This window comes from Bradyrhizobium sp. 149 (assembly GCF_023073915.1).
In the GTDB taxonomy this organism is placed as follows: Bacteria; Pseudomonadota; Alphaproteobacteria; order Rhizobiales; family Xanthobacteraceae; genus Bradyrhizobium.
In genome coordinates, this window is record NZ_JADPKK010000004.1 from 194510 (window position 1) to 206378 (window position 11869).

General features: G+C 64.4%; 10 protein-coding genes and 1 pseudogene. 10 read left to right on the forward strand and 1 reads right to left on the reverse strand.

Annotated elements, in window-relative coordinates; translation table 11 throughout:
* Positions 1-50 precede the first annotated feature (50 nt).
* Positions 51-1046, reverse strand: a complete 996-nt coding sequence (locus IVA88_RS01185; protein WP_247495470.1) for a TRAP transporter substrate-binding protein — start codon at positions 1044-1046, stop codon at positions 51-53.
* A 185-nt stretch (positions 1047-1231) separates the two neighbouring features.
* Between IVA88_RS01185 and ugpB the strand changes: the two genes are divergently transcribed.
* From ugpB to IVA88_RS01235, 10 genes and pseudogenes are all read left to right on the forward strand, one after another.
* A complete protein-coding gene (gene ugpB / locus IVA88_RS01190) occupies positions 1232-2572 on the forward strand; it encodes a sn-glycerol-3-phosphate ABC transporter substrate-binding protein UgpB (RefSeq protein WP_247495472.1) in 1341 nt (446 codons plus the stop codon).
* A 154-nt stretch (positions 2573-2726) separates the two neighbouring features.
* A pseudogene (locus IVA88_RS01195) lies at positions 2727-3146 on the forward strand (aminoglycoside 3'-phosphotransferase/choline kinase family protein); the annotation flags it as partial.
* A gap of 205 nt (positions 3147-3351) precedes the next feature.
* The gene (locus tag IVA88_RS01200) at positions 3352-4974 is read left to right on the forward strand and encodes an ABC transporter substrate-binding protein (RefSeq protein ID WP_247495473.1); all 1623 of its coding nucleotides are present in this window, start codon (positions 3352-3354) and stop codon (positions 4972-4974) included.
* Positions 4975-5183: 209 nt separating this feature from the next.
* Positions 5184-6197 carry an ABC transporter permease gene (locus IVA88_RS01205; RefSeq protein WP_247495474.1) on the forward strand — a complete coding sequence of 338 codons (1014 nt, stop codon included), beginning with the start codon at positions 5184-5186 and terminating at the stop codon, positions 6195-6197.
* Between the two features lie 62 nt (positions 6198-6259).
* Complete coding sequence (locus IVA88_RS01210; RefSeq protein WP_247495475.1) at positions 6260-7159, forward strand: ABC transporter permease; 900 nt, start codon at positions 6260-6262, stop codon at positions 7157-7159.
* Between the two features lie 94 nt (positions 7160-7253).
* Positions 7254-8993, forward strand: coding sequence for an ABC transporter ATP-binding protein (locus IVA88_RS01215; RefSeq protein WP_247495477.1), 1740 nt, complete (start codon positions 7254-7256; stop codon positions 8991-8993).
* 19 nt (positions 8994-9012) lie between these two features.
* Complete coding sequence (locus IVA88_RS01220) at positions 9013-9192, forward strand: DUF4089 domain-containing protein (RefSeq protein WP_247495478.1); 180 nt, start codon at positions 9013-9015, stop codon at positions 9190-9192.
* 7 nt (positions 9193-9199) lie between these two features.
* Positions 9200-10594, forward strand: coding sequence for an AtzE family amidohydrolase (locus IVA88_RS01225; protein ID WP_247495479.1), 1395 nt, complete (start codon positions 9200-9202; stop codon positions 10592-10594).
* A gap of 1 nt (position 10595) precedes the next feature.
* A complete protein-coding gene (hpxZ, locus tag IVA88_RS01230) occupies positions 10596-10988 on the forward strand; it encodes an oxalurate catabolism protein HpxZ (protein ID WP_247495480.1) in 393 nt (130 codons plus the stop codon).
* Positions 10989-10992: 4 nt separating this feature from the next.
* A complete protein-coding gene (locus tag IVA88_RS01235) occupies positions 10993-11715 on the forward strand; it encodes a GntR family transcriptional regulator (RefSeq protein WP_247495481.1) in 723 nt (240 codons plus the stop codon).
* Positions 11716-11869: the final 154 nt, after the last annotated feature.

The window sequence follows — 11869 nt, forward strand, 5'->3', positions numbered from 1 at the left end:
CCGGGCGACCTGTCTGCATGCTCGCTGTGTCCAAGTCCGGGCAAGAGGCCTCACTCCACCTTGCGAATGCGTTCGATCAGCGCGGCCGCTGCCGGATCTTGCCCGGCCTTGGCGTAGATCGCGACCATCGCGTCCTCAAACGGCTTGCGGTCGATGTCCCTGACGATGGTGACGCCCGCTTCTTCCGCCTTGCGCTGCGACTGCTCCTCGAGGTCGCGCCATTTTTCGCGCATGAAGTGGCTGGAGCGCTGCGCGGCTTCCCTGAAGATGGTCTGGTCTTCGGCCGACAGGCTTTTCCAGGCCTTCAGCGAGATCACCAGCACTTCGGGGCTCATCGTGTGCTCCGTGAGCGCGAGATAGCCGGCATGCTTGTAATGGTCCGTCGTCACGAAAGATGGCCAGTTGTTCTCGGCGCCGTCGATCAGGTGGTTTGCAAGCCCGGCAAGCACCTGCCCATAGGGCATCTCGACCGGCTCCGCCCCGAGCGAGCGGATCATCTGGCTCATCAACTCCGACTGCTGCACCCGGATCCGCAACCCCTTGAGGTCCGCGACGTCTCTGACCGGGCGGGCGCCATTGTAGATCGACCGCGCGCCGGAATCGTAGAAGGCGAGGCCAACGAAGCCGTAGGGCTCGAAGCTGCCGAGAATCTCGTTGCCGACAGGCCCGTCCAGCACCTTCTGCATGTGTTCGATGGACCGGAACAGGAACGGCATCGCAAGCACGTTCATCGCCGGAACGAAGTTGCCGATCAGCGCCACATTGGTCCGGTTGAGATCGATCGCGCCGATACGGGTCTGTTCGATGGTCTCCTTCTCTTCGCCGAGCTGGCGGGAGTGGAACACCTTGATCTCGTGCCGGCCGCCGCTGCGTTCGGCGATCAGGGCGCCCATGTAGCGCAGCGCCTGCACGGTCGGATAATCCTCGGTCTGGGTGTCGGCGGCGCGGAATTCGCGCGCAACGGCTCCCGTCGCGCAGATGGCGATCAGAAGCGCGACAAAAACCACCCCGGTCCGCGAGCGTTCGGCACGGTTCAACACTGGCACACTCAACCCCTCAGTGGTGGAGTCTATGGCGGGAGCAAAAGGTTCAATGCAATCTAGCAGATGGTCGTGGGAAGGCCATCCCGCGGGGGCCCGCGGCGTGATTGTGAGGCGCGGCCGGCGCTCATTCCCGGTTGAAACCGCAAATGCCGCGCCTTAAGCAGGGACAGCCGCCTTCGTCGTGCGGCATGGAAAGAGCCATCGTGACTTCAGCACCGCGCCTTTTGCAGCTCGCCGCCGCCCTTGCGGCTCTCTCCTTGGCCGCGCCGGTGCGGGCCGCGACCGACATCGCGTGGTGGCACGCCATGTCCGGCGAACTCGGCCGGCAGCTCGAGAAGCTCGCCTCCGACTTCAACGCCTCACAGCCGGATTATCGCGTCGTGCCGACTTACAAAGGCAGTTACACCGAGACGGTGACCGCCGCGATCTTCGCCTTCCGCTCGCGCAGCCAGCCCGCGATCGTCCAGGTCAACGAGGTCGCCACCGCCACCATGACCGCGGCCAAGGGCGCGATCTATCCGGTGTTCAGCCTGATGCGGGACATGAACGAGCCGTTCTCGCTCAATGACTACCTTCCCGCGGTCTCCGGCTACTACACCGATGCGGCCGGCAATCTGTTGTCGTTCCCGTTCAATTCGTCGACGCCGATCCTCTATTACAACAAGACCATGTTCCGCGACGCGGGCCTCGATCCGGAGACGCCGCCGAAGACCTGGCCGGAGCTTGGCGCTGCTGCAAAACGCCTGCGCGATCGCGGCGCGGCGTGCGGCTTCACCACGTCCTGGCCGTCATGGATCCATGTCGAGAATTTTTCCGCCTTTCACAATCTGCCGCTGGCAACGCGGGCGAACGGCTTCTCCGCGCTCGATGCGGTGTTGACCATCAACAACCCTGTCGTTGTGAATCACGTCGCCGAGCTGAGCGAGTGGCAGAAGACCAAAGTGTTCGACTATAGCGGCCGCGGCCAGTCGGCCGAGCCGCGCTTCCAGAACGGCGAATGCGGTATCTTCATCGGCTCCTCGGCGACGCGCGCCGACATCAAGGCGAACTCGAAGTTCGAGATCGGCTACGGCATGATGCCGTATTGGCCCGACGTGAAGGGCGCACCGCAGAACTCGATCATCGGCGGCGCCACGTTGTGGGTGCTGCGTGATCGCCCGCGCGAGGAATACAAAGGCGTGGCGCGGTTCTTCGCCTATCTGTCGCAGCCCGGGGTGCAGGCGGCGTGGCACCAGAACACCGGCTATCTGCCTGTTACCCGCGCTGCCTTCGAGCTGACGCGCGCGCAAGGCTTTTACGAGCGCAATCCGGGCTCGGCGATCTCGTTCGAAGAGATCACGCTGCATCCGCCGACGGAGAATTCGAAGGGCATCCGGCTCGGCTCCTTCGTGCTGATCCGCGGCGCGATCGAGGACGAACTGGAGCAGGCCTTTGCCGGCCGCAAGAGCGCACAAGGAGCGCTCGATTCCGCAGTCGAACGCGGCAACAAGCTGCTGCGCCAGTTTGAGCGCGCCAGCCCGGAGAGGTAGCGGGCGGGATGGTAGCTCGGCGTTGGGCCGCAAGACCGTTCCACAGCGTCATGGCCGGGCTTGTCCCGGCCATCCACGCCTTGATCGCAGCACGAAGAACGTGGATGCCCGGGACAAGCCCGGGCATGACGAACTCAAATGCATCGAGGGCGCGATGTCGATGACACTACCTCACTTCGCCGACGCGGAAGGCTTTCGCGCCTGGCGCTCCGCTTCCTCGCGATGGCTGCCGATCGCGCTCGACATTGCGCGCGGTCATGGTCTCGATGTCGGCTCGCCGCAGGTGTTTGCGACCGGCACCAATCTCGTCGTCGGTCTGGATGACCGGCTGATCCTGAAAATCTTCCCGCCGCTGCTCCGCGCGCAGTTCGTCTCCGAGCGCGGCTCGCTGACGCAGCTTGCCGGCCGTCTTCATTTGCCGATCCCCGAGATCGTCGCGGAAGGGATCCGCGACGGCTGGCCGTATCTGATCATCACGCGCCTTGCCGGCACGCTCGGCTCGGAAGTCTGGCCGCAATTGGCGGAAGCACAGAAGGAGCGCGTGCTGCGCCAGATCGGCGAGACCATCGCGTCCGCGCGCATCTCTTATGCCTATTTTATAGGCAAGTCTTCTTCTTTGTATGCAATGCCATGTGGCTCGGCGTCTGATCGGCAGCTTGGCCGGCAGCAATTTCATGGAATGATTTCAGTCACTTGTTGTAGTTTTAACCGTCGTTAAGCCTTGGCACGAACCTTGCGAATCCAGTTCCAACCAGAAACTTTTGTGTTGGAGCCATTTTATGAAGCGCCGCGATTTCCTCAAGTCCGTTTCCGGATTGGCCGCAGGCGCGGCGCTTCCGGCCATGCCGTCGGTGATTTCGTCTGCCTATGCCGACGCACGCTCGGAGACGCTGCTGATCGTCTCGGAAGGCGGCCCCAACAACCTCGACATCCACGGCGTCGGCACCAACGTGCCCGGCTATGAGGTGTCCTGGAATTGCTACGACCGCCTGATCAGCCACGAGATGAAGACCGGCCCCGGCGGCGTGCCGTATTACGACCGCGACAAGTTCAAGGGCGAACTCGCCGAGGACTTCAAGATCGACGACATGTCGGTCACCTTCAAGCTGAAGAAGAACGCCAAATTCCACGACGGCGCGCCTGTTACGGCCAAGGACGTGAAGTGGTCGCTCGACCGCGCCGTCAGCGTCGGCGGCTTCCCCACCTTCCAGATGAGCGCGGGCTCGCTCACGAAACCCGAGCAGTTCGTCGTGATCGACGACTACACTGTGCGTGTCGACTTCCTGAAGAAGGACAAGCTGACGATCCCCGATCTCGCGGTGATCGTGCCCTGCATCATCAATTCCGAACTGGTGAAGAAGAACGCCAGCGAGAAGGATCCCTGGGGTCTCGAATTCACGAAGCAGCAGACCGCGGGCTCCGGCGCCTACAAGGTGACGAAGTGGACCGCCGGCACCGAAGTCGTCATGGAGCGTAACGAGGATTGGGTCGGCGGCCCGCTGCCGAAGATCAAGCGCGTGATCTGGCGCATGGTGCCGCAGGCCGGCAACCGCCGCGCGCTGCTTGAGCGCGGCGACGCCGATATCTCCTACGAGCTGCCGTTCAAGGACTTCCAGGAGATGAAGGCGAGCGGCAAGCTCAACGTGGTGTCGCTGCCGTTCTCCAACGGCATCCAGTACATCGGCATGAACGTGACCAAGCCGCCGTTCGACAATCCCAAGGTGCGTCAGGCGGTCGCCTACGCGATTCCCTATCAGAAGATCATGGACGCGGTGATGTTCGGGCTGGCAAACCCGATGTTCGGCGCACCCAAGGACAAGCCGACCGAAGTCGCCTGGCCGCAGCCGCACAAATACAACACCGACATGGAGAAGGCGAAGGCGCTGATGGCCGAGGCCGGCTACGCCAACGGCTTCGAGACCACGATCTCGTTCGACCTCAACTTCGCGGGCGTCAATGAGCCGCTCTGCGTGCTGGTGCAGGAGAGCCTGGCCCAGATCGGCATCAAGACCACCATCAACAAAGTGCCCGGCGCCAACTGGCGCACCGAATTGAACAAGAAGGAGATGCCGCTCTTCACCAACGTTTTCTCGGGCTGGCTCGATTACCCCGAGTACTTCTTCTACTGGTGCTATCACGGCAACAATTCCGTCTTCAACACCATGAGCTACAAGTCGGCGGAGATGGACAAGCTGATCGACGGCGCACGCGCAGCTGCCGCGACCGGCGACACCGCGACCTACGACACTGACGTGAAAGGGTTCGTCGATCTCGCCTACAGCGATATCCCGCGCATCCCGCTGTACCAGCCCTTCGTCAACGTCGCGATGCAGAAGAACATCAGCGGCTATCAATACTGGTTCCACCGCCGCCTGGATTATCGCGCGATGGCGAAGGTGTGAGGGGGGATGGGTGAGGTGAGCACGCTCTTCAGGCTCCCTTCCCCCTTGTGGGGGAGGGTTGGGGAGAGCGGTAGCCACGAACTCCGACCTCTCCCGGAGCCACCCCCCTCCCTAGCCCTCCCCCACAAGGGGGGAGGGAACGCAGCGGAGCGCGCGGCGACGCTTTTGTCCGCTCGCGAGATTCGTACGTCATCCAGGAGCGTCGTCCGATGCTGACTATGATCGGCAAGCGCCTGATGTTCGCGATTCCCTCGCTGATCGGGGTCGTCATCGTCACCTTCCTGCTCACCCGCGCGCTGCCTGGCGATCCCGCCGCATATTTCGCCGGCCCCGCCGCGACGAAAGAAGCCGTCGAGCAGATCCGCAAAAAGCTCGGCCTCGACAAGCCGCTGATCGAGCAGTTCTTCCGCTACACCAACGATCTCGCCCATGGCGATTTCGGCAACTCGCTCACGACGGGACAGCCGGTCGCGGCCGAGATCCGCAACCGCCTGCCGGCCTCCGCCGAATTGACGCTGCTCGGCCTCATCGTCTCGGTCGTCATCGCCATCCCTCTCGGCGTGCTGGCGGCGACCCGGCCGGGATCGTGGGTCGATCATCTCTGTCGGGTCACGACGACGGCCGGCGTCTCGCTGCCGGTGTTCTTCACCGGCCTCGTGCTGGTCTATGTCTTCTATTTCCGGCTCGGCTGGTCGCCCGCGCCGCTCGGCCGGCTCGATGTGTTCTACAGCGCGCCCCCGGCGGTGACCGGCTTCTATCTGATCGACACCCTGATCGCGCGCGATTTCGAGGCGTTCCGTTCGGCGTGCAGCCAGCTCATCCTGCCGGCGACGACGCTTGCGATCTTCTCGCTGGCGCCGATCGCGCGCATGACGCGCGCCTCGATGCTGGCGGTGCTGTCGTCGGAGTTCGTGCGCACCGCGCGCGCCAGCGGCCTGTCGCCGGCGACCGTCATCGTCACCTACGCGTTCCGCAACGCAATGCTCCCCGTCATCACCACGCTCAGCATGGTGTTCTCGTTCCTGTTAGGGGCCAACGTGTTGGTGGAGAAAGTGTTCGCCTGGCCCGGCATTGGCTCCTATGCGGTCGAGGCGCTGATCTCGTCGGACTTCGCGCCCGTGCAGGGTTTCGTGCTCACCATGGCCGTGATGTACGTGCTGCTCAATCTCGTGATCGACATTCTCTATGGCGTGATCGATCCGCGCGTGCGGCTGGAAGGGTAGAGCATGATCCGGAAAAGTGGGCACCGGTTTTCCGATCAGATCATGCTCAAAAGGATAGAGTCATGAGTTCTGTTGCGCCTGCTGTTGAACCTGTCGGTCCCGCGCGGACGTCAGGGTTCGTCGCGTTGCTCGACCAGACCCGCTACGTGCTTGGCGAGAACAAGGTCACGGGTTTTGCGTTCGCGTTGCTGATCGTGATCCTCCTTGCCGCGGTCTTCGGTCCCTATGTGGTGCCGTATGATCCGCTGGCGTCCGACACTGCGGCATCGCTGAAGCCGCCCTCGGCCGCGCACTGGTTCGGCACCGACCAGCTCGGCCGCGACATCTTCAGCCGGGTCGTGGTGGCGACGCGGCTCGATACGTTCATCGCGGTCGCCTCCGTCGCGCTGGTGTTCCTGATGGGCGGGCTCGCCGGCATCGCGGCCGGCTATTTCGGCGGCTGGACCGACCGCATCGTCGGCCGGATCGCCGACACCATCATGGCGTTTCCGCTGTTCGTGCTGGCGATGGGCATCGTCGCAGCGCTCGGCAATACCGTGCAGAACATCATCCTGGCGACAGCCATCGTGAATTTCCCGCTCTATGCCCGCGTCGCGCGCGCCGAAGCCAATGTGCGCCGCAATGCCGGCTTCGTTCAGGCGGCGCGGCTGTCGGGCAACGGCGAATTCCGCATTCTTCTCGTGCATATTCTGCCCAACATCATGCCGATCATGATCGTGCAGATGTCGCTGACCATGGGCTACGCCATCCTCAATGCCGCCGGCCTGTCCTTCATCGGCCTCGGCGTCCGTCCGCCGACGGCCGAATGGGGCATCATGGTCGCCGAAGGCGCGGGCTTCATGGTCTCCGGCGAATGGTGGATCGCGCTATTCCCGGGCCTCGCTTTGATGATCGCCGTGTTCTGCTTCAACCTCCTTGGCGACGGCCTGCGCGACATCGTCGATCCCCAGCGGAGGACGTGATGGCAAATGTCCCGCTAAAATTATCCAATGATTTCAAGCCCCTTTCTACTGTGCATGGGGTTGTTTTCGACCCTTTGAGTGACGGGAGGCAGCCATGACCGCCCAGCCCCTGCTCGACGTCCAGGACCTCACCGTCGAATTCACCACCCGCCGCGGCATCGTCAAGGCGGTGCAGCACGTCAACATCTCGGTCGCCAAGGGCGAGACGCTGGCGATCGTCGGCGAGTCCGGCTCCGGCAAGTCGGTGACGTCCTATGCGGTGATGCGCATCCTCGACCGTGCGGGGCGGATCGCCGAGGGCTCGGTGATGTTCTCGGGCATCGACGTCAAGGCGGCGAGCGAAGACCAGATGCGCGATTTGCGCGGCCGCGAAGTCTCGATGATCTTCCAGAACCCGCGCGCCGCGCTGAACCCGATCCGGAAAGTCGGCGACCAGATCGAGGACGTGCTCCGCACCCATGTGCAGCAGGCCATGGTTTCGGACCGCGGCGAGAAGGCGATCGAGGCGCTGGAGCAGGTCAAGATCGCCCGCCCGCGCGAGCGCTACCACGTCTATCCGTTCGAACTGTCCGGCGGCATGTGCCAGCGCGTCGTCATCGCGCTCGCGCTCGCCTGCAATCCGCAGCTTTTGATCGCGGACGAGCCGACGACTGGATTGGACGTCACCACGCAGAAGGCGGTGATGGACCTGATCGTCGAGCTGACCAAGCGCAAGGCGATGTCCACCATCCTGATCACGCACGACCTCGGCCTCGCCGCAGCCTATTGCGACCGCGTCGTGGTGATGGAAAAGGGCAGGGTGGTCGAGACCGCAAAGGCCGCCGACATCTTCGCCAACCCGCAGCACCCCTACACGAAGAAGCTGATGCGCGCGACGCCGCGGCTCGGCGTGAGCTTGCGGGATCTGTTGCCGGAGGAGGAGGCGGGTCCATCGACGGCGTCAAGCAGCGCCCCAGCGGAGAGCCTTGCTGTCCCCGCTAGCCGCAAGCAGCCCCTTCTCCTCATCGACAAGCTGGTCAAGGAATATCCCCGCCAGGGCGCCACGGCCACGCTCGGCAAATTGTTCGGCCGCAAGCCGCCGGTCGAGCCGGACGTGTTCCGCGCCGTCGACGGCATCAGCTTCTCGGTCGGTCATGGCGAGAGCGTTGGCCTGGTCGGCGAGTCCGGCTGCGGCAAATCGACCACGTCGATGATGGTGATGCGGCTGTTGGACCAGACTTCGGGCCTGATCCAGTTCGACGGCGAAGACATCGGCGCCATCGCGCCGGCCGGTTTTGCCCGGCTGCCGCAGCGCAGCCGCATCCAGATGGTGTTCCAGGATCCGACCGACAGCCTCAATCCGCGCTTCACTGCTGTGCGCGCCATCGCCGATCCCATCATGCAGCTCGGCGACATCAGGGGACGCGACGCGCTCCGCACCCGCTGCGAGGAGCTGGCCACCATGGTGGGCCTGCCGCACAATCTGCTGGATCGCTTCCCGCACCAATTGTCGGGCGGCCAGAAGGCCCGCGTCGGCATCGCCCGCGCCATCGCCCTGCACCCGAAACTCGTCATCCTGGACGAGCCGACCGCGGCGCTCGACGTCTCGGTCCAGGCCGTGGTCCTCAATCTGCTCCAGGACCTCAAGGCGCGGTTAGGTATGAGTTATCTGTTCGTCTCGCATGATTTGAACGTAGTGCGCTTGTTGTGCGATCGTGTCATTGTCATGCGGTCGGGTCGAATCGTCGAGGAAGGCTCTTCCGAGCAGGTTCTGAGCGATCCGCAGGACGACTACACCAAGGAGCTGCTGACGGCGATCCCGCATCCGCCGTTGCAGACACAAAGAGCGCACTGAAAGATTGTTTGGGAGCGTGATGGCCGAACCGCTGGACGATTATATCGACGCTGTCACCAAAGCGTTGGCGTTGCCCGTCGAGGAGGCCTGGAGGTCGTCCATTCGCGCCAATCTCGAGGTCTCGCTGCGGCTCGGCCGTCTCGTCGACGAATTCGCGCTGCCGGACGAGACCGAGCCGGCGCCCGTGTACACTGTCTGACGCCGCCATGACGACCAAGCCAGAGATGACGGCCTCCGAGATCGCAAGCGCGGTTGCCGGCCGCAAGATGTCCGCGCTCGATGCGACCGAGGCGGCCCTCGCGCGCATCAAGCAGCACGACACCATCCTCAACGCCTTCACCGACATCACCGCCGATCGCGCCCGTGCCAAAGCGCGCGCGATCGATGCCGATATCGCCGCCGGCAAGACGGTCGGCCCGCTCGCCGGCGTGCCCTTCGCGGTGAAGAATTTGTTCGACGTCGCGGGCCTCGCCACGCGCGCCGGCTCGAAAATCAACCGCGACCGCGCACCGGCCAGCCGCGATGCCACGCTGATCGAGCGGATGGAAGCCGCCGGCGCCGTGCTGGTCGGCGCGCTGAACATGGGCGAATACGCCTATGACTTCACCGGAGAGAACGTCCATGACGGTCCCTCGCGCAATCCGCATGACACGACGCGGATGAGCGGCGGCTCCTCCGGCGGCTCGGGCAGCGCCGTCGGCGGCGCGCTGGTGCCCATCGCGCTCGGCTCCGACACCAATGGTTCGATCCGCGTGCCGTCCTCGTTCTGCGGCATCTTTGGCCTGAAGCCGACCTATGGCCGGCTGTCGCGCGCGCGGTCGTTTCCGTTCGTCGCGAGCCTCGATCATCTCGGTCCGTTCGCGCGCTCCGCCACCGATCTCGCGCTGGCCTATGACGCCATGCAGGGATCGGATGCCGACGATGCCGCCTGCACCACGCGTGGCCTCGAGCCGACGACGCCGCTGCTTGCGAATCCGGTTTCGGACCTGCGCATCGCGATCGCCGGCGGCTACTTCCAGACCAATTTGTTTCCGGAAGCGGTCGAAGCCGTCGGCCGCGTCGCCAAGGCGCTGGGCGCGACGCGGGTGGTGGACGTGCCTGAAGCCGCGCGCGCCCGCGCGGCGGCCTATGTCATCACCACCACCGAAGGCGCCTCGCTGCATCTCGATCGGCTGCGCAAGCGGCCGAACGATTTCGACCCGGCCGTGCGCGACCGGCTGATCGCCGGCGCCATGGTGCCCGCGCCGCTGGTCGACCGCGCGCAAAAATTCCGCCGCTGGTACCGCGCGCAACTTGCCGAGATGTTCAAGTCTGTCGACGTGTTGCTTGCGCCCGCGACGCCATGCACCGCGCCCAAGCTCGGCCAGGTCAATTTCAATCTTGACGGCGTCGAGCTGCCGGTGCGCGCCAATATCGGTATCCACACCCAGCCGATCTCCTTTATCGGCCTGCCTGTGGTCGCCGTGCCGGTGCCGCTCGAGCCGCTGCCGATCGGCGTGCAGATCATCGCCGCGCCATGGCGCGAGGACATCGCGCTACGCGTTGCATACGCGTTGGAGAAGATGGGCGTCGTCGCCGTGCCCAGCCCAAGAGGATTTTGAGATGGAGATCGATCTCCCCGACGTGATCGCGGAAGTCAAAGCCGCGTTCGAGCGCTATGAGCAGGCGCTGATCACCAACAACGTCGCCGTGCTCGGCGAGCTCTTCCGCAACGATGCCCGTACGCTGCGCTATGGCATTGGCGAGAACCTCTACGGCTATGAGGCGATCGCCGGCTTTCGTGCCGGGCGCTCGCCGATCGGCCTCAACCGCCGCAGGGCGAAAACCGTCATCACCAGCTATGGCCGCGACACCGCGGTGGCCTCCACCTTGTTCTATCGCGACACGATGCCGGGTAGGGTCGGCCGGCAGATGCAAACTTGGGTAAAATTCCCGGAGGGCTGGCGCGTCGTCGCGGCCCATGTCAGCATCATCGACGAGTCGAAAGAGACCTGATCGTATGACGCTTGACGATTTTCCGTCCGGAACACTGCCGGCCGAGCCGATGGTACCGCGCGTCGATCGGGCGCAACCCAGCGTGCACAAAGTCACGCGTGCCGAGGAGCTGCGCCTCCAACTCGCCGACGAGATCGTGCGCGGAGCTCTGGCGCCCGGCGCGCCGCTTGACGAGACCGATATCGCGCGCCGCTTCAACGTCTCCCGCACGCCGGTGCGGGAAGCGCTGCGCCAGCTCGTGGCAAGCGGCCTCGTCGAAGCGCGCGCCCATCGCGGCGCGGTGGTGGCGCAGCCCTCGATCGAGCGGCTGACAAGCATGTTCGAGGCGATGGCGGAGCTCGAGGCGATGTGCGCCGCCCTCGCCGCCGAGCGCATGACCGCCACCGAGCGCCACGGCCTCGAAGCGATCCATGAAGAGCTGCGGGTCTTGAGCTACGCCGGTAATCCGGATCGCTTCCACGAGGTCAACGAGCGCTTCCACAACGCGATCTATGCCGGCTCGCAAAACGGTTACATCGCCGAGATCACGCTGGCGACGCGCGTGCGCGTGCAGCCGTTCCGCCGCGCCCAGTTCCGCAATCTCGGTCGCCTCGCCAAATCGCAAGCCGAGCACGACCGCGTCGTCGTCGCCATCATGCGCGGCGACAAGCAGGGCGCCGCCGCCGCGATGCGCGCCCATATCGAGCTGGTCCGCGGAGAGTACGAGATCTACGCGGTTTCGGTGTAGGATGACGCATTCTATGCCGTAGCAACCATTAAGAGCTAGGCTGCTTTTTCGGTCCAGGGCGTGCCGCGTTGTACGACAGTATTGGCATAGATCAGGAGCTTACGGGCGCAGGCGATCAGTGCTGCGTTGTGGGCTTTGCCCTTTGCCATGAGAC

Coding starts and splice junctions, on each gene's coding strand:
- ugpB (WP_247495472.1), top strand. CDS start 1,232: ATGGAAAGAGCCATCGTGACTTCAGCACCGCGCCTTTTGCAGCTCGCC.
- IVA88_RS01200 (WP_247495473.1), top strand. CDS start 3,352: ATGAAGCGCCGCGATTTCCTCAAGTCCGTTTCCGGATTGGCCGCAGGC.
- IVA88_RS01205 (WP_247495474.1), top strand. CDS start 5,184: ATGCTGACTATGATCGGCAAGCGCCTGATGTTCGCGATTCCCTCGCTG.
- IVA88_RS01210 (WP_247495475.1), top strand. CDS start 6,260: ATGAGTTCTGTTGCGCCTGCTGTTGAACCTGTCGGTCCCGCGCGGACG.
- IVA88_RS01215 (WP_247495477.1), top strand. CDS start 7,254: ATGACCGCCCAGCCCCTGCTCGACGTCCAGGACCTCACCGTCGAATTC.
- IVA88_RS01220 (WP_247495478.1), top strand. CDS start 9,013: ATGGCCGAACCGCTGGACGATTATATCGACGCTGTCACCAAAGCGTTG.
- IVA88_RS01225 (WP_247495479.1), top strand. CDS start 9,200: ATGACGACCAAGCCAGAGATGACGGCCTCCGAGATCGCAAGCGCGGTT.
- hpxZ (WP_247495480.1), top strand. CDS start 10,596: ATGGAGATCGATCTCCCCGACGTGATCGCGGAAGTCAAAGCCGCGTTC.
- IVA88_RS01235 (WP_247495481.1), top strand. CDS start 10,993: ATGACGCTTGACGATTTTCCGTCCGGAACACTGCCGGCCGAGCCGATG.